This is a genomic window from Streptomyces filipinensis (assembly GCF_014649495.1).
Lineage (GTDB): Bacteria > Actinomycetota > Actinomycetes > Streptomycetales > Streptomycetaceae > Streptomyces > Streptomyces filipinensis.
Genome location: NZ_BMTD01000015.1, coordinates 38,342 through 60,378, shown reverse-complemented (window position 1 = coordinate 60,378; position 22,037 = coordinate 38,342). Strand labels below are relative to the sequence as shown.

Sequence of the window (22,037 nt, the reverse complement as noted above, 5' to 3'; positions counted from 1 at the left end):
AGCCTGACGCCACGTGAGGGTCGACCTCACTGACGGCAGCAAGAGCCGAACGCGAAGCAGCGGTCCGAGGCGACTCCAGCAAGCCAGAGCGATGGTCTGGTTCAGAGAGGCCTGGAACCGGAGAGAGTGGCCCCGCGGCGCCCGAGTGACATCAAAAGTCATCGACCTTGACCACCATGCCCGCCCCAGAACGACTCCCGAAGTCGCTGCGAAATGACTGCGGATGGTCACCGGGGCCGGCGCCGCTTTGGCCGGTCACGTCGTGGTGGCCGGGCCGGACCCAGGTGAGGGCGGTGGTCATCATCGGATGGTGCATGAACGCCCGCCGCAACGCACGCGACTACGAACGTCGCCCGCAGCACTCCCAGTCAGCGGACGAAAAGGCCCCCCGCTGACCTGGCCGAGCTGGGTTTGGAAGCCGAGCCGCACCTGTGCGAGTCTGCTGCCACTCTTCCGAAAGGGCTGACCCTGATGCTCGGCATGGTTGTCTGGGACGTCCGATCTCGCGCTTCGACGCGAGAGCGGTAACGACCACCTGCGTCAACGCACACGCCTGTCCGATGGACAGGCGTGGGTTCAGCCTGCTCCCCGTCGAAGTGCTCTTCGTGCCCCTGCACGTTCGACCACGAGGAGTACGTGGTGTCCACCATCCACTGGACCACAGGCCACACCCACCATTCCGCCCGCTGGCATTCCGAGATCGCCGCACCCCTTCCACAGCGAACCGTCGTCGCCGATGACCGGATGAAGGCCAACGACGCCTACCGCCAGGCATGTGAGGGAACGGCCCTGCTCTGGCAAGGCGACTTCCACAACGCCCGGCAACTGCTTAGGGCGATGGGCCGCCGCCTCGACCGCAAATCGCCCAGGACCAGCACTTCCCTGAGCGAGGCCTTCCACCTGCACCGACGCAGCAGCAGTCACCGCGCCCTTGTCCTCGGAAAGCTCCTGGTGGTGCTGGACGACGACTTCAGGCTGGCGTTGCGCCGAGCTCCCGACGTTCGCCAGGCATGTCTGGAAGCTTATGGCCCCCTACGAGGACCCACGGCTGTCTCGCTCCGGGAACTGCTGGGGGTGATCGGCGCTCACCAGTGGCGCCTGAAAGGGGTCGACGTGCCGGCGCTCGGCACCCGGATCCACCCCCACTACGGCGTGTTCGCGCCGGTCAGAGGCGAGTACGTCGACCTGGTCGCCCATACGCCTCTGCCACCGGAGACCCGGCACAGTCCCGCCACCAGTACAGCGTTCGATCTCGGCACGGGAACCGGCGTCCTCGCCGCGGTCCTGGCCCGCCGTGGAATCAACCGCGTCGTGGCCACCGACATCAACCCACGCGCCCTGACCTGCGCCAAGGAGAACGCCCACCGGCTCGCACTGACCGACCGTATCGAGGTCTCGGGCCCCGGCCTGTTCCCCGAAGGCCGCGCCGACCTCATCGTGTGCAACCCGCCCTGGCTCCCCGCCCGTCCGACCAGCCCCATCGAGCGAGGCGTCTACGACCCAGACAGCGCCATGCTCCACAGCTTCCTCGCCGGACTTTCCGCCCACCTCCGGCCAGGCGGGGAAGGCTGGCTCATCCTGTCCGACCTGGCAGAGCACCTCGGCCTCCGGACACGTCCGCAGCTGCTCGACGCCATCCAGGCGGCACGCCTCCGCGTTGTGGACAAGATCGACACCAAGCCCCAGCATCCACGCGCCAGGGACGCCACCGACCCACTACACGCAGCACGAAGCGCCGAGACCACGTCCCTCTGGCGTTTGACAGCATGACCGGCAGTCCCATCACGCAACGGCGGTATCTCACCTCCCAGTTCCCCAGGTGAGCACATCCCGTGGGCGACCTGGCCACGCCCACGGGATGACCCGGTTCCCCGCCAAGCCTGAGGATCGAAAACACCTACCTAGCTCATCCTGGGCGCGGACCGTGCAGCGGCAGAGTTCGCCTGGACGATCACGTTGATGACACGAGGGCTCAACCGCCGCACGAACCGTCCCGCCGAACGCCGCGACGTCGTCGCCCGCGGCTACGTGATGCCAGAAGCCGCCTGAAGTCGACCCAGCGGGATCGACGGTGCCTCGTGTCGGCGGGCTTGCCGTCGTGCGGTGGGCCAGGCGAGCATGCTCGGGTGGCAGCCGATGGGTTGGAGCAGAGCCTGCTCGACGCGGTCCGCGACGGCGAGATGCTGGACCTGGCCGGCGACGGGCCGGTCGACGAGGCCGCGATGCGGTCCTGGGACAGCACTCACACCGTCTCGGCGGCGTTGATCCGTGACCTGGTCCGCGGCCGCCGGGACATCGAGGCGGACCCGCACGGGCTGCGGCTGCGCGGGGCGCGCATCACCGGCCGCGTCGACCTGGCGAACATCACCAGCGATCTGCGCGTCGAGCTGGTCGACTGCTTCGTCCCCGACGGTCTGAACCTGTGCGACAGCCAGTTGCCCGGCCTCGTGCTGGACGGTTCCTGTTTCGGGCACCCCGAGGGTTCGCACGACCCACCGGTTGACGCCGCACGCTTCACCGCGCCGGTGATGACGATGCGCGGAGCGATTGCCAACGCCGACACACCTTCCGGCGCGGTCCGGTTCCTCGGCGCCCACCTCGGTCTGCTGGATTGTGACGGTGCGCGGCTGGCGAACACGTCCGGTCCCGCCCTGCACGCCGAGTTTCTGCGGGTCGATCACAGCGCGTTCCTCCGCGACGATTTCCGGGCCACCGGCGTCGGCGAACAGGGCACGGTCCGGTTCGCCTACGCCCATCTCGGCCGGCTGGCATGCGACGGGGCGCGGCTGGAGAACACCTCTGGCCCCGCCCTGCACGCCGACGGTCTGCGGGTCGACCGAGCCGTGTTCCTCCGGGCCGGGTTCCGGGCAAGCGGCGCGGTCCAGCTGGTCGATGCCCACCTCGGTCTGCTGGATTGCGACGGGGCGCGGTTAGAGAACATGTCCGGACCGGCCCTGTACGCCGACGGTCTGCGGGTCGACCGAGCCGTGTTCCTCCGGGCCGGGTTCCGGGCAACCGGCGCCGGACACTCCGTGCTCGCCTTGAACGGCGTGTCGGTCGGTTCGCTGTGGTTGGACACCAGCGGGGTGACTCGGTCGGGTCAAGCTACGGGGGCCCTGGTCGGCATCGACGGGCTGGCCTACGGGGACCTGCCGGCGCCGGTCGGGTTGTCCCGTTGGCTGGAGCTGTTGCGTGACCACACGCCCGGCTACTCCGCTCAGCCGTACCAGCAGTTGGCCGCCGTGCACCGGGCGGCCGGTCACGACAGCCAGGTGCGGGACATCCTCATGGCGCAGCGGCGGGACCAGATCGACCGCGGCGGGCTCCGGCGGCGTGACCGGGCCTGGGCCCGATTCACCGGGCTGGCCCTCGGCTTCGGTTATCAACCCTGGCGAGCGCTGCTGCTGTTGTTCGCCGTCCTCGCCAGCTCGGTCGCGATGGCGGTCGTCCTCGGCGGCCCGGGCGGCGGCCTGGAGCACACCGCCCGCGCGAGCACACCCACGACGCCCTGCAGCGTCGTGGAGCGGGTCGGCGTGGGTCTGGACCTGGGTCTGCCGGTGGTCAAGACGGGGGCGGGGGACCTGTGCGCCCCCACCGGTACCCGTGCCGGGCAGACCCTCACCGTCGCGGGCTGGCTGCTGCAGCTGGCCGCGTGGGCGTCGGCCACCCTGTTCATCGCTGGCTTCACCGGCGCCGTGCGTAAGACCTGACGATTGGCCGAAATGAAGACACGCCCGAAATCAAGATCGGCCCGGCGAGAAAGTGGTGGGCTTGACCTGGTCAGAGATCTGTGTCGCGCCCGAGGCCGCAGGCTGGCGGGACGCGGTCAGCACGTAAATCGCACGCGATAGACCCGGCGACGTGTTCCTGAAGGTGGACGCCGATCAGGCGCGCATCGACGTCGAGGTCGAGGCGATGTCCCTGGCGCCGGTCCCGACGCCGGAGGTCCTGTGGCGTAAGCCGCCCGCGCTCGCGATCGCCGCGCTTCCGCGGACGACGCTTGGGCGCCTGGGTCAGGAGCAACTCGGTACACCGGGGAACGGCCGAGACCCTGCTGCTCCCGGTGGCCTCCGCCCGGGGGAGAGTTCGCCTGGCGGAGGCCGGTGAGCTGCTGCTCCTGGCGTCGGTCGCGTCCGGCCCGTATTGCAGGGCGGAGTTCACCCTGCTGCCGACGACGAGGCGTCAACAGGGTGACAGCCCATTCGGTCAGTGCCTGCCGGTCATGAACACCGAACGCAGCTTCAGGCGGTCCGAGGCGGGTTGCCCGTGCGGACGCAGCGTCCACGAGTCGCCGGTGCAGTCCGGCTCGGTGAACACCATCACCCACTCATCGGTGTCGTTGTGCGGGGCGAACGCAGGCTCGGAGGAACCCGGGTCCGCGACCTCAGCCAGTGGGATGCAGCCTGGGCTGACCGGGTCATGGAGCGTCACCCTCTGAGGCGCGCCGCTGAGGCTGATGTAGGAGTAGGAGAAGTCACCGGTGGCGGCGCTCGCGGAGGTCGGCAATGTGACAATGAGAGCGAGCGCACCGAACGCGGCGGCAGCGGTATGGCGAAGGCGCATGAAACCTCATCCGTCGAACGACGACTCCCTAGGGAGCCGGGCGGACCCGGGCGGTAGCTGGGTCCCCGTGTCCTCCATCCCCAGGCAGCGGATCCTGATACGCGGTGTCACTCTTGCGAGAGCTGAAGGATCGATCCTTCGAACAGCGCGTGAGTGAAGAGCCCGCCGCCCCTGATCCGCCAGCCCCCACTACGCGCCTCGTGGTCCGGCCTGGTGCGAGGGCGGCCGAGGGCTTCATCTGGACGGTGCTGGGCGGGCTCGGTGCGCTTGCCAGGTCTGCGCGGCGCCTGCTTGCGTGCGCCGGCAGCGTGCTGGTGAGCACGGCACACGGTGGAGTCCACGCTCACCATCGACCAGGGAACCCACCCGTCACAGCAGTGCTGGGCAACGGCATGGCGGGCTGGTCAGTCCTTGCGCAGCACCCACTTGTAGTCGTAGATGTTCAAAGGCAAGCCGTTCGTGTCGCTGAACTCGCGTGCTGCGCGCATCACGCCCGGCCAGTTGTTGCTGAAGTCGTCGCCGATCATGGCTCCGCCTTCACGGACCAGCGGCCAGTAGTGCTCGATGTCGGTGAGAACGTCTGGGTACTCGTGTCCGGCGTCGATGTAGGCGAGGTCGCACTGGATGCTGTAATGGGCCAGGATCTTTGCGGCTTGGGTACTCGTGGACGCGAAGGGGGTGATGATGTCTTCCAGGCCGTCGTGCAGGACGTTGAACAGGAACTGGTAGTAGAGCTGCGGGTGGCCGAACTCCAGGTTGAGGTCGGACTTCCCCCGCTGCGAGATCCAGTGCTCCATGCTTCCGAGGAAGCTGTCGACGCAGACGATCTCGCAGTCCATTCCGAGGCGCTGCACAAGTTTGCCCATGTGCAGGGCGGACGCACCCTTCCATGTGCCGACCTCTACGATCAGAGCAGGGGCGAGTCGTTCGATTTCCTGGGCGAAGACCGGGTGATCCGATCCCCATCCTTGCGGGTCGTAGGACATTCCCTTTCCATCGAAATCTGCATAGGGAGAGGTGCTGTGCAACAAGGTTTGGACGTTCTTGGCCATCAGAACTCCTTGGCGCTCGGGTCTGCGACGCTGAGAAGCTGTGTTGCAGCCTGCTGATCTGTGACGATCCCCCCGGAGTCGGCGGACTGGCCCTGCTGCGCGGGCGGCCTTGGCCTTGGCGGCGGCGATCGTGACGTCGACCGGCCGGGGGCGGCACGCAGGGGCGCCGCCCCCCTTTTTTCCACCTCGGCTGGTCAGTTCGTACGTGTGATGCTGATGGTGTCCTGTGCGGTGGCGAAGGCGGGCTGGCCGAGCTGGATGCCGACGAGTGCTCGTCCGGCTGGTGCTGTGGCCTCGACTTCCATGGCCGGGTAGATGGATACCCAGGCGTCCTTGCCGGGCCGGCCGGGTACCAGGTCCAGCGGCACGGCCGGGCAGGTGAGGGTGCGGCGGTCGGCGGAGAGCACTCCGAGGGCGACGGGCTCGTGACTCTCATCCTCCGAGCGGGTGAAGGCGACCCGGTCCTCGATGAACAGCAGTCCCTCGGGGGCGGTGAAGACCACCTTGGTGGTGCCGATGGTGCGCTGGCCGGTGTTGCGGATGACGAAGGCCGGGTAGAGCCAGCGTTCCTGGCCCGCGGTCGCCGTCAGGTTCTGTGTCTTGATCGTGGCCCGCAGTCCGGTGTCGATGCTGGCCGGTGCCTTGTACCGGTAGTAGACGCTGCCGAGCTGGAAGGCGTCCTCCGGTTTGGCTTCGTCCCAGCGCAGGCTGCTGGGCGAGCCGTCGGGGTCGGCGGACTGCGGCCAGACCAGGAAGCGGTAGTAGCCGGGCTTGTCACCGAGCTGCCTCAGGTCGATCGCGGGCAGGGTGACCTTGCGGCCGGTGCCGCTGTCCCTGTGTCCCTCGGCCTTCTGAAGCTGCGGGGTAGGGGTGTAGTGCGAGGGCGTTCCGTCCTCGTGGACGAGCTGGTAGTAGACGTGGTCGCTGTTGCTGCTCGGCACGCCCTTCTCGCCCTGGCGCAGGTTGACCAGGTCGATGATGAACTTGTCGCCGGGGATACGGCCGTTGTCCGTGACATAGCCGAAGCCGGCCTGGCTGTTGGGGGTGCCGCCCCAGCCTGTGTCGTAGGGCAGCCGGACGAAGGGCCGGCCGACCTTCTCGGGGTCGCTGTGCTGCCATGCGCCGGCGAGCACCTCGATCTCCGGGGTGGCGGTGCGGACCTCGCCGGTGTCGAGCGTGACGTCGACGCGGATCTGGTACGTGCGGCTGTACGCGGGGCGGGGATCGGCGTCGACATTGAGGTCGCCGCGCAGGGTGAAGGTGATCAGGTCGGCGTCGTCGAGGAAGGTGAGGTCGATGACCTCGTACTCCTCGCCGGTGCCGCCCTGGCCGCGCTTGAACTCGGCCGTTCCTTGGGATGCCTGACCGTTGCCGTAGTACGAGTACTTGATCTCCTTGATCTTCACCCCGACGGGGACACGGATACGGCCGTCGTAGCGGAACTCGCTGTCCCAGACGGCGAAGCGGTTGGCATGGCCCAGGGTTCGGATGCCGGTGACTTCAGGGTCGAGTGGTGTGCAGTCCTGGGTTTTTGCAGGAGTGTTCATGGGTGTTCACTGCTTCCTTCCGGGGGTGCGGTCGGCGGTGCGGGGCGAGCCTCGCCTTCACGGAGAAACCCTGGCGCCACGACGCCGACAGGGTCATCGCCCCGGGGGCGGCCTGTCTGTTTCGACTTCCATCTCGGGGTACGGCGGCCCACTTGCGGGAGTCCACGTCTAGGGCGGCGCCCCGGAGGGCGGTTGCCGGCGGAGCGTTGACCGGCCAGTTCGATGGGGTGGGGGTGCGGTGGCGCTGGGGCAGCGGGGCCAGGGGGACCGCCACCCGGGAGGCGTTCGCGGGTACGGCCGGCCGAGGTGGTGCCTCGGGAGGCCTTGGCGATATGTACCGCAGAGGCTCGGGCCCTCTCCTCCCAGGGAGAGGGCCTTGCCTCTTTGAGTGGGTGTGCCCCGCGCCGAGCATGGGTCGTCGCGGCGTTACGCCTCGATGGTGACGGTGGCGTTTCCGCTGGCGAAGGGCGGGATGCCGATGCGCATGCCGACACGTACGGCGCCGGTCGCGGCGTCGGCTTGGACTTCCATTTCGGGGTAGACGACAGCCCACTTGCCGGGGTCCAGATCGAGGGCGGCGTCCCGGATGGTCAGAGTCCGGTTGCCGTTGGAGCGTTGACCGGCGAGTTCGGTCTCGTACGTCGCCCCTTCGCGGGACATCATCACCCGGTCCTCCGTGAACCACAGGCCTTCGGGGGCGGTGAAGACGATGTCCGCAGGGCCGATCCGTGTGCGCCCGGTGTTGGTCAGGGTGAGCACGACCGGGTAGACCCATTGCTGACCGGGCTTCACCCGCGCCTTCTCGAGCTGGGTCTGGACGATACGGGCGCTGTGCCCGGCATCGGCGCCGGTGACCTTGGCCAGGATCTGCACGGGGGGACGCTGGCCGATGCTGGCCGAGCCGTCGCTTGCGAGGCCGGCGGCGGCGTCGGGCTGGGCGCGCAGGCCGATGCTGTAGATGAGGGTGCCGGCATCCGTGTGGGTGGTGTTCAGGTGCGGGTTGTCGCGGATGATCAGGGTGCGGCCGGAGTCGTAGATCTCGTGTTGCAGGTCGCCGGTGATGGCGCCCTGGACGGTGTCAGGGTAGGTGTAGGTGGGCCGGCCGCTGAAAGTGAAGCCGGTGGGGGCGCTGAAGCGCTGGGTGATGATGCCCGGGTTGACGGGCTGGCCGACGGGTGAGACGTAGCGCAGCAGGACACGGGCGGACTGGCCGGGAGCGGCCTCGGGGATGTTTTCCTGGTAGACGGTCAGGGCGCGCTCGTCGGCGGTCGGTTCGGGGACGACGACGGTGACGGGCAGGGTGAAGCTGTTGTCCTTGAGGTTGAGGTCGCCGCCGTACTGGATCTCCAGCGTGGACTCGTACGTGCCCGGTGCGGTGGTGTCCGTGGCGCGGACGCGGAAGACGCCGTCCAGCGATCCTCTGTTGGGGGCCAGGTCGGCGCCGGGGAAGGTGCGGGTCAGGCGCCGTCCGTTGTTCTCCTGGGCGCTCTCCAGGCCGTCGGCCAGGGTGAGGACCACTGTGATGTGTTCTCCGCTGGCGATGGCGGGGCCGCGGTTGTGGACCCGGGCGCCCAGGTCGAATTCCTGGCGGCGGGGGACCGTGACCGGGAGGATGACTTCGCCGTACAGGTCGGCGATGGGCGGGGGCGGCGGGGTCACGGTCGCCGCTGCGAACACCTTGCGCACGCGGTGGTTCGCACCGTCACCGATGTACAGGTCGCCGGAGGGGGCGACGGCCACTCCGTAGGGGTAGTAGAGCCGTTCGCCCACCGCCGGTCCTCCGTCGGCGACGTAGCCGGCGATGCCGTTGCCCGCGACGGTGGTGATGATCCCGTTGGGTGTCACCTTGCGGACACGGTGGTTGTGGCCGTCGCCGATGTAGAGGTTCCCGGCCCCGTCCACGGCCACGTGTGAGGGGTAGTGCACAGACGTGGCGACGGCGGGCCCTCCGTCGGCGACGTAGCCGGCGATGCCGTTGCCTGCGACGGTGGTGATGACGCCGTTGGGTGTCACCTTGCGGACACGGTGGTTGTAGCGGTCACCGATGTAGAGGTTTCCGTCGTGGTCCACCGCCACTCCCCAGGGATAGTGAAGTTTGGTGGCGACGCCGGGGCCGCCGTCGGAGACGAAGCCGGCCTGGCCGTTGCCTGCGACGGTGGTGATGATGCCGTTGGGTGTCACCTTGCGCACCCGGTGGTTGTAGTAGTCGGCGATGTAGAGGTTTCCCTCCCTGTCCACCGCCACCCCGATCGGTCCGTAGAGTTTGGTGGCGACGGCGGGGCCGCCGTCGGAGACGAAGCCGGCCTGGCCGTTGCCTGCGACGGTGGTGATGATGCCGTTGGGTGTCACCTTGCGCACCCGGTGATTGGAGTGGTCCGCGATGTAGAGGTTCCCCGACCCGTCCACCGCCACGCCATAGGGGTTGTGGAGTTTGGTGGCGACGGCGGGGCCGCCGTCGGAGACGAAGCCGGCCTGGCCGTTGCCTGCGACGGTGGTGATGATGCCGTTGGATGTCACCTTGCGGACGCGGTGGTTGCTGGTATCGGCGATGTAGAGGTTCCCCGACCCGTCCACCGCCACGCCATAGGGGTTGTAGAGCTTGGTGCCGACAGCCGGACCGCCGTCCACGACGAAGCCGGCCTCACCGTTGCCCGCCGCTGTGATGATTGTCCCGTCGGGGTAGGTCGCCGTGGCGACGGCTCTGCTGGTTGTCATCACTGTTCCTCCTGTTGTGGTGCGGGGCGCGACGTCGGCCGGTGTTCCGGTGAAGGCGGGCCCCGGGCTGTTACGACCGCGCTCTGGCTGTGCCCGACGCGCGGAGTGGGAAGGGGGCGGGAATGCGCGGGAAGCTGCTGCCGGGGCGCTCGGCGCGGCGGCGTCCCGGGGCGCCGGGGTCAGGGAACCTCCACCCAGGCGTCGGTCGCGTTCCGCTCGCGCGGCAGCCGCACAGCCAGGCGGTCCGAGGCGACCTGGGCTGGCCTGGCGGCGAGGACCCCGTCGGTACGGCGTCGTGGGAGCAGCTTGCAGACGGAGACTCCAGCCATGAGCAGGGTCGTGGCGGCCACGACGGTGGCGAGGGTGTCGAAGCCCGTGCGGCGCCGGGATGCGAGCGTGGATGCCCCGCCGGCTCCCAGGGCACTGGCCAGTGGCACGCCTGCGTACACGGATCTCCCGCCTCCTCTCCCGCCTGATGTCCCTGTGCGCTGGCATCGCTGCGACGGCTATCCGGGACGGCGTCCTGGGCAGCGCGGGCCGTCTCAGGTCGCACACCAGCGCTCCTCGCGCCGCCGGGCCATGTCCCACAGGGAGCGGACGTACACCGCGTGCTGGAACAGGTCGTAGACCAGCTCGACGGCGAGCGTGCCCGCGAGTAGCTGGGACTTCAGGCCCGCGCCGCGGGCGGTGACGACCTTCTCCGCGACGAAGACCAGGCCGACCGCGATCCAGAACGGCGAGAAATCCGGGCGGCCGCGGGCCAGCATCCAGGCGGTGAAAACGAGATACAGGGCCAGGGCCAGCACGGACAGCCCCATGAGCGCCTGGCGCACGAAGTACGGAGCGGTGACTCTGGTCCAGCCGTAGTCCCGCAGGTTCTCCAGGGCCCCGCGCTGCCAGCGCATCCGCTGGTGCCACAGCTTCGGCACGGTGGTCATCACCTCGGTGACCACCCGGCAGCCGGCGGGCGAGACGGTGCGGTAGCCGATGGTGCGCACGGCCTTGGTGATCTCGTCGTCCTCGGTGAGCGAGGCCAGGGAGTAGTACGACGTTCCGCCACCGATGAGACCGTCCAGGCGCGCCTGCCGGACCTGCCGCAGGACCGAGACCCTGAACACGGTCGCGGTCCCGGTGAGCACATCGGCCCGGTAGCCGCGCCGGGCGATCTCCCTCGCGTAGCGCTGGAACTCGATCCGCTGCAGGGCGCCGAGCAGTCCGCCGCCCGCCTCGCCGTAGAAGATCCCGCCGACCGCCCCCACATCCGATCCCATCGCCGCGACGGCGCTGGCCACGAACGGCGGGACCAGGGTGGTGTCGGCGTCCTGGACCAGGACGAGGTCGTCGCCGGCCAGCCCGTGCAGAACCTGGTCCAGAGCCTGGTTGAGCGCCCCGGCCTTCTTGTGGCGGTTACCCGAGGACTCCACCACTGTTGCCCCGGCCCGCCGGGCGATGTCCGCGGTGGCGTCGGCGCAGTTGTCGGCCACGACGACGATCCGGTCCGGCTTCTGGCTCTGCGCCCGCAGGGCGGCGATGGCCGCCCCGATACGGTCGGCCTCGTTGTGCGCGGGGATCAGTGCGACGATACGACCCGCTGCCACACTCCCGGCAGACTGTCGCACGTGGGCATGATGCGCGCGTCTTCGCATAACCGTGCTCCTGACCGCGCGCACGCATCACCGAGCGCACGAGGGGACTGTGCCTACACAGGGGGCTGCGCCTTCAGAAGACGCGATGTACATGGACAAGGGCCCGACGGGCGGGGCCGTGGGGCACGGCCGCCCCTCGGCTCCCGCGCAGCAGCCATGCCGGCCCCATGCATGCTTCGGTCGTTGGTATCCGGGCAACCGCCGGACGGAATTCCATCCGGCATATGCAGCTCTTCCACCAGGAGCGCCGTGTCCGAGGAAGCCTCACCCAAACGGGGTGGGGCCTGCAGAAGCGCGAGCCGGTTGCGTTTCCCGCACCGGCGCACTACCCCGACAAGTACGCGCCCCCCATTCGGGTCAGCCCTGACCAGAGCAGTGTTCACACCCACGCGGCATGCCGAGCAAGGGGAACGAGCACCCGATCGCCTTCCACACGGTCGGGAGAAGTCGGCCTCCTCCTCGCGGGCTCCGGGCGCTGTCTGCATGCCTTCGACGCCCAGGATGAGATCACCAGTAGCCCGATTGGCTCGTGCGCAGCGCCGCCTGAAACGCGGCATGGGGGGGACCCGACAGGCGGCGGGGCCTGGACAGGCATCACCCTGCCCGGCCCTGTGGTCGGCATAGTGGCAGCTGTCCCTGCGCGCGACCGGATCGCCGACTGGGCCCCGTACGCATTCGCCTACGCCACCAGCAGAAGCCAGCTAGGAAGCAGGAGCGCAACAGCTACAAACGACACCACACCATCCCCGGACTTCGCACCCAGCCCCTGCCGACCTACCGCAGGGTGAGGCGCGTTGAGGCCGCAAACTGGAGAGGACTCCGGTGGAAAGTACGGGCGTTGGTGCCGTCGTCATTTTCCTGGTGGTGGTGTGTGCGCCGGGGATGAAGAGCTTACTGAATAGCTTCGCCTTCCCTGTTCGGGCGGCTGGCAAGGCCGAACTGCTGCGCGCCCGGCGGGACGCCAGCGGCAGGGTGGGCGAGGCGAGGCGGGGGCGGCATGGTTGAGGGGCAGGCGGTGAAGCACGCCGAAGCAGTGGGGGTCCTGGTCTCCGAGCGGTACGGGCAGCTGGTCGGTTACGCCCGAAAGCGTCTGAAAGCCTTGGACGTCCCGCCGGCATGGGTGGGCGCCGAGGACGTGGTGCAGAACGCCCTGGCGAGCGTGCTGGCCCACGGCGAGCCGATCGAGAAGCTGCGCCCGTACGTCTTCACCGTCATCAAGAACGAGGTCTGGCGCGCGGCCCAGCGCTACCGCAGCGGCCTGGGCTACCTGGCCGGGGGCGCGGACGTACAGCTGGAGGCCGAACATCCGACCGACCCCTATGGTGGTGTCGACCTGCGGCTGGACCTACAGACCGCACTGTCTACCCTGCCGCCGCAGCAGCGCCGGGCCGTGGTCTGCGCCAAGGCGCTGAAGTTCACCCAGGCAGAGACGGCCGAGGTCATCGAGACGGCTCCGGGGGAGGGCTGCAGGCGCGCGTATATGGCGTCCTATTCGGGTTGACCATCCTTCTGGTGATCAGTGCTGCCGTGATCGCCATCCTCCAGGAGCTGGTTGAGAACGTGGTGCTGGCGTGGAAGTACGTGAGGCGGTTGCAGCGGAGGCGGAGGGAGGACCGCGCGATCTGGCAGAAGGCAGACCGTTCGCCGCAGGAGTCCTATCCTTCGGATCCCTTTGCCGGGAACACGGGAGGGCGGTCGTAGCTGTCGGCCCGCTTCAACCCGAGGTCGGCCAGCGCCTCGAGCTTGCCGACGATGAGCATCCCCGCACCTGAGAGGGGACCAAGCTCATCGAGATGCTCAGCACCTGCGACTATCGCCCAGTGGCGGCCGCTGCCCCGCAGGCCGATGTCAGGGTGCAGGGTCCCCTGCCTTCGGCCCCGTCTCCCACGAGACGGGGCGGTTGTGCCAGCGAGCGCTACGAGTGATGGGGGCGATCGTCACTGAGTAGGCCTTCGCCGTCCTCCCCGTCGACAGTCCTTCACGACGATCACCATGCTGCGGCTACCCGCCACCGAAGCGGTTCATGGATCTGCTGACGCTCATCCCGCAGCTCCGTCGCCCGCACAAGACAGCTGCATGTGGCCCCACAGGCATGCGTCACCACTCTGACACTGTGCCGTCTTTCGGTGCCGGTCGGAGATGTGCCGGGAGATGCCGCGGTGTCACTGGGATGCGACGAGTCAGGTGTCTGGAGAACCGTCCCATGTCGGCCCAGCTGCCCACCCGGTGCGCAGGGCAGGGCTTTCGACGGCCGTGATCACCGTCGGCTCGGGCAAGGACGACGTCATGCCGTGATGTCTTCCACGTCGACTACCGCCAGCCCCGTCGAGCAGGGAGCACTCGCCCGGCAGCCAATCACTGCAGCCCGGCGCCGCTGGTGTTGCGCCGATGAGTTTCCGGCGGTTGTGCGGTCTACCCGCCGACGAAGGGAGCGCACCATGCGCGAGATCATTGTTTGCACGTTCCTGACGCTGGACGGCGTCATGCAGGCGCCGGGTGGTCCGGACGAGGATGCTGAGAGCGGCTTCGAGCACGGCGGCTGGCAGAAGCCGGTGGCGGACGACGAGGTCGGCGCGGCCATCGCCGGTTGGTACGAGCCCTCCGACGCGATGCTGCTCGGCCGCAAGACGTACGAGATCTTCGCGTCGTACTGGCCGACCGCCGATCCCAGCAACCCGTTCACCCATCGGATGAACAGCATGCACAAGTACGTGGCGTCTCGGACCCTGACGTGCGTCGAGTGGCAGAACTCCACGCTGCTGGAGGGCGACATCGTCGATGCCGTACGCAAGCTGAAGGTGTCCGACGGCGGCAACATCAACGTCGTGGGCAGCGGCGACCTCGCCCAGACCCTCATGCAGCACGGTCTCGTCGACGAGTACCGGCTGACCATCCATCCGGTGATCATCGGCACCGGCAAGCGGCTGTTCGCCGACGGAGCGATCCCCACCGCGCTGAAGCCGGTCAGTGTCTCGACGACGAAGGGTGGCACCGTCGTCGGCGTCTACCGGCCGAACGGTAAGCCCAGCTACGACAGCTACTAAGGGGTGTTGCACAAGGCGCTGAGCTGGGCATCTCCCCGGTAAGGCATGGCGAGGCATCGCCACCCGCTACGACAAGACCCCGGGCAGCTACCTCGTCGGCATTCACTTACGCGCGTCGATGATCTGGATCAAAGAACTTGCCTTCGCCACTCATTGATCACGACTCAATGCCCACCCTGGCACGGGCCTACAGCCAGTGGTCATACCAGGCGCGGATACGTCGGAGGGCATCGAGTTGATGGGCGCGCTCGTGAAGCCCGTGGCCCTCTCGGGGGTAGACGACGAACTCGTGCTCGACGCCGAAGTGGCGCAGTGCGCGATGGAAGTGGACCGCCTGGCCGAGGGGGACGTTGGTGTCCTGCTCGCCGTGCAGGATCAGGACCGGGGTGCGGATCCGGGACACGTAGGAGATCGGGCTGTTCCGGTCGTGGATGTGCGGTCCCGGGCCGTTCCAGCCGGTGCTGCCACCGAGCGCCGCGTCCATGATTCCCCACTCGCCGGTCCCGGCCTGCATGCCCCAGTCGCTGATGCCGGCGCCCGTTATGGCGGCCTTGAACCGCTCGGTTTGGCCGATGGCCCAGGCCGCCATGAAACCGCCGTGGCTCCAGCCGGAGATGCCCAGGCGTTCGGGATCGGCGACTCCCTCGGCGACCAGCAGGTCGAGCCCGGCGAGGATGTCGGTCCACTCGTCGCCGCCCACCGCACCCGCCACCACGGCGGCGAATTCATGGCCGTGGCCCGACCCGCCCCGGGGATTGGGCAGGAAGACCGCGTATCCGGCGGTCGCCAGCCACTGGCCGCAGTCGACCACCGTGAGTGCGAACTCGTCGACATGACGGAAGTAAGGGCCGCCGTGAACCATGGTGACGAGCGGGAATGGACCCTCGTCCCGAGTTCGGCCGGCAGGCAGGATCAGCAGGCCGTCCAACGGGAGTCCGTCGGACGCCTGGTAGCGGAGCCGTTCCTGGACACCCCAGCAGACCCTGCGAAGTTCGGGACTGGTGTCGCTGAGCCGGAGCAGTGGGCCGCCCGTGGGTCCCGCGTGGACGTTCTTGGGCTCGCACGCGGTGCTCATCAGCACAGCGAGGGTCTCTCCGGAGTGACTCGCGGTGAGCCCGGCGAGCGTGCCGGGCACGCAGGACAATCGGTGGAACCCCAGCGACTGCGGATCGAGCCGGTACAGCGCGGTGTCCAGCCCCTCGGCGAACAGCGCCAGCGGCGGCCCGTCGCAGACCTGCACCAGCTCGGTGGGGCAGGCGGACATGCCGGCCGTGAGATTGCGCTGTTCGACGGTCGGGCCGGTCGCCGGCGGGACTGTGTCGATCACGGCGAGCGCGCCTACCAAGTGCCCAGGGGTCACCGCCAGGTGGGCCAGATGCCATTCACCGTCGTGATTCCACCAGACCGGGGACTGGGCCTCGACTCCGACCGGACCCAGGTCCTGGACGGCTCCCGTCTCCAGGGCGACCAGATGCAGTCTTGCCGTGGTGACGCCGGGGTCGAGCTCGGGGGTGGCCCAGCTCAGCACGGCCAGCGGGCCGCCGTCCGGACGCTGGGTCACCTCCACGACGTGGCGGTCCCCGAGGCCGTCCACGGTGCGGACCGCGCCGGTCGCCAAGTCAAGCAGGCGCAGCCGGGTGACCGGGAGGTGCCGTCCCCAGACCTTCGCGTCGTCACCCTCCGCCTCCCGGCGTTCGTCCTCCGCAGTGGGCTCGTCCTCGGCGAGCAGCGCGACGGTGCGGCCGTCGGCGAGCGGGCAGTAGTCGCAGATGCCACCGCGCCACCTGGTCAGAGACTCTGCCTTGGCGATGTCCTCGCTGCCGTCCAGAAGGATCCGCTGGAGTTGAGCGGTGCCCCGCTCCTCGCGGTCGGAGGTGAAAAACAGGGAAGCCGAGTCCGGCGCCCACTTCGGGGCGGCGTCGCGGGCCGTGCCGTCGGTCAGCCTGCGCGGGTCTGCGCTGCCGTCGGCGGCGGCGACCCAGACAGAGCTGTGCGCACGTCCGTCCCTCCCGCTGTTCGCGACCACACCGTAGGCGACCAGGCGACCGTCCGGCGAGACGGCCGGCGCCACGGGGGTGGCCAGGTCCACCACCAGTTCCGCGGTGAGCAGGTCAGCCGACTCGGGAATCGGTCGCGGTGCAGCGTGCCGCATGCGGACTGCCTTTCGCTCTCCAGTACGACAAACGGACATCCTGTCGCGCTGACGAGCCTGTGTCAGTCGGGTTTCGGAGTCGGGCCGCACGTGAGCCTGCCCCCAATGCCCTGCCACAGCCCATGGCCGGCACTGGACACGTCCCGGTGGAAGGATGGCGAGCGCCGGCCCACGCGTCGCCCCGAAGGCGAATCCGCGGAATGATCACGACTGGATACAGCTGGCGGTATCGCAGGTCCCCCGGCTGTGCGGTGGCCGTCGTGGATCCGGGCCCATCGGACCGGCTCGACACAAGGGCAGGCGAACAAGCCACACCCCGGAGCCGAACATGTCGGAGGGAGAGGCATTGATCTGCAGGCCGCTGCGTTGCCTTCGGAGCCGGCCCCGCGGACTGGGACGAGGAGGGTGAACGTGGCCGGAGCCCTCAGCCGAAGGAATTCGACCTCCTCGCCCTGCTCGCCAGGAACCCCGGCACCGCCGTCTCTCGGGAAACACTGATGGCACAGGTGTGGGACGAGAACTGGTTCGGCCCCACCAAGACCCTGGACGTCACCATGGCCGGCCTGCGCCGACGTCTCACCCAGGCCGCCGAGGAGCCCGGCCGCCCTTGCCGGTTGCCTCACATCACCACGCTCCGAGGGCATGGCTACCGCCTCGAGCCCTGCGGCTGGAGCGATGGGGCCGGAACGAAGAGTTGACCGGCCCTCGCCTGTGCGCGCAGTAGGGTCTGCACTCATTCGGCCGACGCCATCCGGTCAGCGACCGCCCGACGCGAGTCTGCGGACATGCCCGGGCTGCCGCAGGCGGCCCCGGCCGCAATGCGGTCCGCGGCTCGCCGGCGTGTGCCGAGGAAGCGCGGTTCTCTGCGCCGCCTCGGCACACTGAGGCCGTCGGCCGGGTGGGCCGGCCGGGCGCTGTGCGGTCTGTCAGCCCATGTCCGTCAGGAGGGCGTTCAGTTCCTTCTCCTGCTGCGCAGGCGACATCGGCGGGTTCGAGTGATCGATGCCGAACGTCTTGAGCATCTTGTCCATCTGGGCGTCGATGGAGGTCCAGCCGGTCTGGTCCAGCGGCTGCAGCGAGGCCTGGTCGGCGTCCCACAGGTCACGCAGCGACTGGGCGGCCGCGTGCGCGCCCTTCGCGTTCCCCGAGCGTGCGTCCTTGAGCGAGGTGGAGGCGAGGTTCTTCAGCGCGGCGACCTTGGCGGGCGGGAACTTCTTCACCGCCTGGCCGGGAGCCATCTGCACGGCGGAGGTGTTGTCCTCCTCCGGCGCCGGGCCGACGTGCGGCTGGCCGTGGGCCCAGACCAGCAGGCCCGTGGTGGCGACGGCGAGCAGGCCGAAGCCGGCCAGCGCGACGCGCTCCTTGCGGGGGTCGCCGGTGGTGTGTGCGGCGTGGGCGGCCTCGTAGGTCTCGGTCACATCGGAGCGCGTCACCGTCAGGTAGACCACGGTCGCCAGGATCAGGCCGAGGAAGATCAGGCTGGTGGTGAAGGTGCCCAGGTCGAGACCGGTCGGCTCGCCCGGCTGAGCGACCTTCGGGGAGGCGAGCCAGTCGCCGATGTTGGCGCCCAGCGGGCGGGTCAGGATGTAGGCGAGCCAGAAGGACAGCACCGGGTTCGCGCCGAACTTCCACAACAGCGTGATCGCCGCGATGAGGCCGAGCGGCAGCAGCACCGAGGCGCCCGGGCTCCAGCCGGTCAGCTCCAGGGTCCAGTCACCGGTCGCGGTGCCGAGCGCGAAGGTGACGAGAACGGCGAGCCAGTAGAACGACTCACGCGGAAGCGTCGTGACCGAGTGGATCGACAGCGTGCGCTCGCGCAGCCACCACACGCCGAAGACCACCGCGAGCAGCACCGAGAAGACCGCGGAACTGATCCACAGCGGCACGTTCAGCTGGTCGGTCAGGATGTCGGTGTACAAGGTGCCCGTGACGCTGACAACGACGACGGTCAGCCAGTAGGGGAACGGAACGTACCGCTTCAGCCGCAGCTGGACGGCCAGGACCACCACGAACACGGCGGTGAAGATCAAGGCCGTGTTCACCAGGCCGACGCCCAGCTTCATGTTGATCCAGTCGGCGAAGCTCTCACCGACGGTCGTGCACAAGACCTTGATCACCCAGAACCAGATGGTGACCTCGGGGACCTTGTTGAGCATGAACCGCCCGCTGCGCGTGCGTGCTTCCGTTGTCGTTGTCATGCAGGGAGGTTTACGCGGGGAATCTGCACGTAACCTGACTACGTGGTTGCCCGGGCGGCCGGGAGCGTCACCTCGACATGACCGCGGCCGTCCGCGATCGCGCGGACCTCCGCACCGGCCGAGGCGGCGATGCGCCGGACCACCGGGAGCCCCAGTCCGTACCCGTCGCCGCTGGTGACACCCGCTTCAAAGACCCGGTCGACCTCCGCGGAATCGAATCCGGGGCCGTCGTCCAGGACATCGACCACGATGGCCTCACCCTGGGTGCGCGCGGTGATCCACACCCGCGACCGCGCATGCCGCAGGCCGTTCTCCAGGAGGGGCGACAGCAGCGACACGGCGACGTCGGGCGCCACGGCGACCTCGACCTTCGAGGGAAAGGCGACCTCGACCGCGCGGCCGGCGATCGCCTGCCGCGCGGCGGAGCGCAGATCGCACCGCGTCCCCTTGTCCGTCCGTGCGCGCGCGGCGCGCAGAATCGTCGTGATCGCCGCATCGAGGCGGTCGACCTCGCTCAGCACCGCCTCCGGCGGCACCGGCTCGCCGGACAGCTGCGCCAGCTGCGCCTCGGCCCGCAGGACCGTGAGCGGTGTCCGCAGCTCGTGGGCGATCTCATCGGTGAGCCGGCGCTCGTCCGCCAGCGCGTTGTCGACGCGCTCCAGGAGATGGTCCAGGGTCCGCCCCAGTTCCCCGAACTCGTCGCGGGGGACTCCGAGGTTGAAGCGGCGCCCGGGTTCATGATGGCCCCATTCGTCGGCGAGGGCGGCCATCTCGTGCACGACCCGCAGCGCGCGGCGAACCACGAGGTGTGCGACACCGCCGGCGAGGAGGATCGTGAGGCCGCCCAGAATCAGCGACAAGGTCAGGCTGCGCTGTTCGGATGTCTCGTAGGGCGTAAGGTCCACCCGGACGATCACCATGACGTGGTGGCCGTCGATCGGGACCTTCCGCGCGTACAGGAGGTAATCGCCGACCGACGCGGTCTGCGATCGCCCCGAGTCCGCCAGCGCCTCGACGCGGTCGACCATGCTCGGCGGCACGTTCCCGTCGAGCAGGCGGCCGTCGGTATACACCCAGGCGACCTCGTCCAGTGCCTCGCTGCCGTTCTCCGTCAGTACGACACGGCCGTCTTTGGCGGTGACGTTCGCCGCGACCGCCTCGGCGCGAGTATGTGCCAGATCGTGCGCGTCGGCGTCCGTCACCCGGCTCAGCAGCACGTGTGAGACCACGACCAGGATCGCGACCACGGCGGTGGCGATCAGCATGGTGAGTGCGACGACCCGCTTACGGAATCCCGTCACTGCCATCGGTAGCCCACGCCGCGGACGGTCGCCAGACGCTCGGCCACACCCAGCGGACCGAGCTTGGCCCGCAGCCGGCGCACATAGGAGTCGAGGGTGTTGTCGCTGACCTGCGCCCCGTGCGGCCAGCCGGCAGCGATGAGGGCGTGGCGGCGTACCGCGTCGCCCTGCGAAGCGATCAGGCGGCCCAGCAGCCGGAACTCGGTCGGGGTCAGGCTCATGCTCACCGAATCGTAGGTCACCACGTGCTTCGCCGGATCGAGGACGACCTCGCCCGGTGCGGGCGCCACGGTGGCGCGGCGCAGCAGCGCCCGGACGCGGACCAGCAGTTCCGGGACGTCGAAGGGTTTGGTCATGTAGTCGTCGGCGCCGGCCTCGAAGCCGCCCACCTTGTGATGCAGGCCGTCCAAGGCGGTGAGCATCAACACCGGCACGTCGACGCCGCGAGCCCGCAGGGCCAGGCAGACGTCACGGCCGTCGGCGTCCGGGAGCCCGAGATCCAGGACGACCAGATGGGGTGCCGGTGCGAGCTGCCGCAGCAGGCTGTCGGCCGTGGCGGCGACGGAGACGGTGTGACCGTCGTGCTCCAGGGCGCGCTTGAGGACGCCGCGGACCGCCGCGTCATCTTCACACACCATGATGAAAGCCACGTGCTGACCCTAGATACTCCCGTCCCAGTTCTCCATCTCTCCTGGTCAGCCGCCCGACGGTCGGGAGCAGTCCGCTGGTGCCGCCCGGCCCTGCCCTGTCATGAGGCCGCGGCGGCCGGGCGCGAGGGGTCGAGCCCGCAGCACCGGTGTCGCGGGACACCACAATGGGTCGCATGGACTCTGTGCAGGAGTACGTCGACTCCATCGCGCCACGTCACCGTTCGCTCTTCGACCTGGTGAGCGGGCTGATCCTGGAGGAATTCCCACAGGCGAGCGTGGCCCTGTCCTACGGAATGCCCACCTACCGGGCCGAAAGGCGCAGGCTGCACATCGGTGTCTGGCAGCACGGCGTCTCGATCTACGGGTGGGGAACGGACCGTGATGGTGGCTTCAGCTCCCGCCATCCCGCGCTCATCAGCGGAAAGGCCACCATTCGGCTGCGGTCCACGGACATGGCGGACGTCACCGACCATGAACTGCGCGCTCTCATCCGTGCCGCGCTGAAGCCCTGACCAGGCACCCGGCCCGCACGCAGGCACAGCCAGGCGGCCCATGGATGGCCCGACCGCGTTCCGCCCTCGCGGTTGACTGTGCGGTGACGTCCGTTGGACTGACCGCGGACCGGTGCGAGCATCAGTCCGCGAACCCGGTTTTGTTGATTGATCACTCATCGGTCTCGGAACGGGCTGTTCGCAGTACGTTGTTCTCGGCGCGCATGATGGCGGTCCCAGATCCGTGGTGGCGAGGACTGGGACCGCGTTGATCGCCTTCGGACCGCAGCCAGCGTGTCCTATCTGACCTGGACATTTACAGCTGAGCGTTTCAGTGCTGGTTGGGCTGCCTGCGTCTCATCGCCTCGGCCATCTGCTGACGGGCGACGTACAGCGCCGTATCCAGCCGGCGCGTGCCGGAAAGCGAAAGCAGGCACAGTGTGTGGGCCGCATCTTCAAGCCGCCGGGCGGTCTCGGCGCTGTGGTCGACCGCCGGCTGTCGCATCCCAACCTGAGCGATCACCGCTCCCAAGGTGGCGAGGGCTCGGCGGTCCAGTTCCCTTGTATCCACGGCCGCGACGTCAGCCGTGCCACCGTTTGGACTTGCGTCGTCGCAGGTAGAAGCGGTTCCGACGGGAACTGTACGCGCTATCACCGCACAGATGGTCAGGGCGGGTC

General features: G+C 69.0%; 17 protein-coding genes and 3 pseudogenes. 7 read left to right on the top strand and 13 right to left on the bottom strand.

Annotation, left to right across the window (positions count from 1 at the left end):
* Positions 1–151 precede the first annotated feature (151 nt).
* Entirely contained in the window at positions 152–301 is a 150-nt protein-coding gene (locus IE244_RS29020; RefSeq protein WP_191876522.1) for a hypothetical protein, read from the bottom strand.
* A 338-nt stretch (positions 302–639) separates the two neighbouring features.
* Between IE244_RS29020 and IE244_RS29015 the strand changes: the two genes are divergently transcribed.
* The 3 genes and pseudogenes from IE244_RS29015 to IE244_RS42280 form a co-directional block, all read left to right on the top strand.
* Positions 640–1,770, top strand: a complete 1,131-nt coding sequence (locus IE244_RS29015; RefSeq protein ID WP_191876521.1) for a methyltransferase — start codon at positions 640–642, stop codon at positions 1,768–1,770.
* 356 nt (positions 1,771–2,126) lie between these two features.
* The gene (locus IE244_RS29010) at positions 2,127–3,710 is read left to right on the top strand and encodes a hypothetical protein (RefSeq protein ID WP_191876520.1); all 1,584 of its coding nucleotides are present in this window, start codon (positions 2,127–2,129) and stop codon (positions 3,708–3,710) included.
* 127 nt (positions 3,711–3,837) lie between these two features.
* Positions 3,838–4,032, top strand: a pseudogene (locus tag IE244_RS42280) (aminoglycoside phosphotransferase family protein); the annotation flags it as partial.
* A gap of 174 nt (positions 4,033–4,206) precedes the next feature.
* Here the strand turns inward: IE244_RS42280 and IE244_RS29005 are convergent.
* From IE244_RS29005 to IE244_RS28980, 7 genes and pseudogenes are all read right to left on the bottom strand, one after another.
* The gene (locus IE244_RS29005; RefSeq protein ID WP_191876519.1) at positions 4,207–4,563 is read right to left on the bottom strand and encodes a hypothetical protein; all 357 of its coding nucleotides are present in this window, start codon (positions 4,561–4,563) and stop codon (positions 4,207–4,209) included.
* 176 nt (positions 4,564–4,739) lie between these two features.
* Positions 4,740–4,934, bottom strand: a pseudogene (locus tag IE244_RS42275) (IS5/IS1182 family transposase); the annotation flags it as partial.
* Positions 4,935–4,967: 33 nt separating this feature from the next.
* On the bottom strand, positions 4,968–5,615 hold the full coding sequence (locus IE244_RS29000; protein WP_191876518.1) for a class I SAM-dependent methyltransferase: 648 nt from the start codon (positions 5,613–5,615) through the stop codon (positions 4,968–4,970).
* A gap of 194 nt (positions 5,616–5,809) precedes the next feature.
* Positions 5,810–7,162 (bottom strand): amidohydrolase family protein, encoded by a 1,353-nt coding sequence (locus tag IE244_RS28995; protein ID WP_191876517.1) that lies wholly within the window; start codon positions 7,160–7,162, stop codon positions 5,810–5,812.
* Positions 7,163–7,588: 426 nt separating this feature from the next.
* Positions 7,589–9,877 (bottom strand): NHL repeat-containing protein, encoded by a 2,289-nt coding sequence (locus tag IE244_RS28990; RefSeq protein WP_191876516.1) that lies wholly within the window; start codon positions 9,875–9,877, stop codon positions 7,589–7,591.
* Between the two features lie 179 nt (positions 9,878–10,056).
* Positions 10,057–10,326: a hypothetical protein gene (locus tag IE244_RS28985; protein WP_191876667.1), complete on the bottom strand. Its 270-nt coding sequence runs from the start codon at positions 10,324–10,326 to the stop codon at positions 10,057–10,059.
* Positions 10,327–10,419: 93 nt separating this feature from the next.
* Positions 10,420–11,496 (bottom strand): glycosyltransferase family 2 protein, encoded by a 1,077-nt coding sequence (locus IE244_RS28980; RefSeq protein WP_229854386.1) that lies wholly within the window; start codon positions 11,494–11,496, stop codon positions 10,420–10,422.
* Between the two features lie 1,024 nt (positions 11,497–12,520).
* Here IE244_RS28980 and IE244_RS28975 point away from each other — a divergent pair.
* Together IE244_RS28975 and IE244_RS28970 are read left to right on the top strand one after the other, a co-directional pair.
* Positions 12,521–13,024 carry an RNA polymerase sigma factor gene (locus IE244_RS28975; RefSeq protein ID WP_191876514.1) on the top strand — a complete coding sequence of 168 codons (504 nt, stop codon included), beginning with the start codon at positions 12,521–12,523 and terminating at the stop codon, positions 13,022–13,024.
* Between the two features lie 937 nt (positions 13,025–13,961).
* Entirely contained in the window at positions 13,962–14,567 is a 606-nt protein-coding gene (locus IE244_RS28970) for a dihydrofolate reductase family protein (protein WP_191876513.1), read from the top strand.
* A gap of 187 nt (positions 14,568–14,754) precedes the next feature.
* Here the strand turns inward: IE244_RS28970 and IE244_RS28965 are convergent, their stop codons facing one another.
* Entirely contained in the window at positions 14,755–16,719 is a 1,965-nt protein-coding gene (locus IE244_RS28965) for a S9 family peptidase (RefSeq protein WP_191876512.1), read from the bottom strand.
* 425 nt (positions 16,720–17,144) lie between these two features.
* Here IE244_RS28965 and IE244_RS28960 point away from each other — a divergent pair.
* Positions 17,145–17,417: pseudogene (locus IE244_RS28960) on the top strand (winged helix-turn-helix domain-containing protein); the annotation flags it as partial.
* Positions 17,418–17,645: 228 nt separating this feature from the next.
* Here IE244_RS28960 and IE244_RS28955 read toward each other — a convergent pair.
* From IE244_RS28955 to IE244_RS28945, 3 genes are read right to left on the bottom strand one after another with little or no spacing between them, the layout of a single operon-like run.
* Entirely contained in the window at positions 17,646–18,917 is a 1,272-nt protein-coding gene (locus tag IE244_RS28955) for a COG4705 family protein (RefSeq protein ID WP_191876511.1), read from the bottom strand.
* A gap of 38 nt (positions 18,918–18,955) precedes the next feature.
* Positions 18,956–20,224, bottom strand: a complete 1,269-nt coding sequence (locus tag IE244_RS28950) for a sensor histidine kinase (RefSeq protein WP_191876510.1) — start codon at positions 20,222–20,224, stop codon at positions 18,956–18,958.
* A complete protein-coding gene (locus IE244_RS28945) occupies positions 20,215–20,868 on the bottom strand; it encodes a response regulator transcription factor (protein WP_191876509.1) in 654 nt (217 codons plus the stop codon). The genes IE244_RS28950 and IE244_RS28945 overlap by 10 nt, the downstream gene beginning before the upstream one ends.
* Before the next feature lie 173 nt (positions 20,869–21,041).
* Between IE244_RS28945 and IE244_RS28940 the strand changes: the two genes are divergently transcribed.
* Positions 21,042–21,380: a DUF1801 domain-containing protein gene (locus IE244_RS28940; protein ID WP_191876508.1), complete on the top strand. Its 339-nt coding sequence runs from the start codon at positions 21,042–21,044 to the stop codon at positions 21,378–21,380.
* Between the two features lie 310 nt (positions 21,381–21,690).
* Here IE244_RS28940 and IE244_RS28935 read toward each other — a convergent pair whose 3' ends face one another.
* Positions 21,691–21,882 carry a DUF5133 domain-containing protein gene (locus IE244_RS28935; RefSeq protein WP_229854385.1) on the bottom strand — a complete coding sequence of 64 codons (192 nt, stop codon included), beginning with the start codon at positions 21,880–21,882 and terminating at the stop codon, positions 21,691–21,693.
* Positions 21,883–22,037 lie beyond the last annotated feature (155 nt).

Excerpts from the sequence above, each read along its gene's own strand:
- IE244_RS29020 (WP_191876522.1), bottom strand. The coding sequence starts at position 301 with ATGACCACCGCCCTCACCTGGGTCCGGCCCGGCCACCACGACGTGACC.
- IE244_RS29005 (WP_191876519.1), bottom strand. The coding sequence starts at position 4,563 with ATGCGCCTTCGCCATACCGCTGCCGCCGCGTTCGGTGCGCTCGCTCTC.
- IE244_RS29000 (WP_191876518.1), bottom strand. The coding sequence starts at position 5,615 with ATGGCCAAGAACGTCCAAACCTTGTTGCACAGCACCTCTCCCTATGCA.
- IE244_RS28995 (WP_191876517.1), bottom strand. The coding sequence starts at position 7,162 with ATGAACACTCCTGCAAAAACCCAGGACTGCACACCACTCGACCCTGAA.
- IE244_RS28990 (WP_191876516.1), bottom strand. The coding sequence starts at position 9,877 with ATGACAACCAGCAGAGCCGTCGCCACGGCGACCTACCCCGACGGGACA.
- IE244_RS28975 (WP_191876514.1), top strand. The coding sequence starts at position 12,521 with ATGGTTGAGGGGCAGGCGGTGAAGCACGCCGAAGCAGTGGGGGTCCTG.
- IE244_RS28970 (WP_191876513.1), top strand. The coding sequence starts at position 13,962 with ATGCGCGAGATCATTGTTTGCACGTTCCTGACGCTGGACGGCGTCATG.
- IE244_RS28965 (WP_191876512.1), bottom strand. The coding sequence starts at position 16,719 with ATGCGGCACGCTGCACCGCGACCGATTCCCGAGTCGGCTGACCTGCTC.
- IE244_RS28955 (WP_191876511.1), bottom strand. The coding sequence starts at position 18,917 with ATGACAACGACAACGGAAGCACGCACGCGCAGCGGGCGGTTCATGCTC.
- IE244_RS28950 (WP_191876510.1), bottom strand. The coding sequence starts at position 20,224 with ATGGCAGTGACGGGATTCCGTAAGCGGGTCGTCGCACTCACCATGCTG.
- IE244_RS28940 (WP_191876508.1), top strand. The coding sequence starts at position 21,042 with ATGGACTCTGTGCAGGAGTACGTCGACTCCATCGCGCCACGTCACCGT.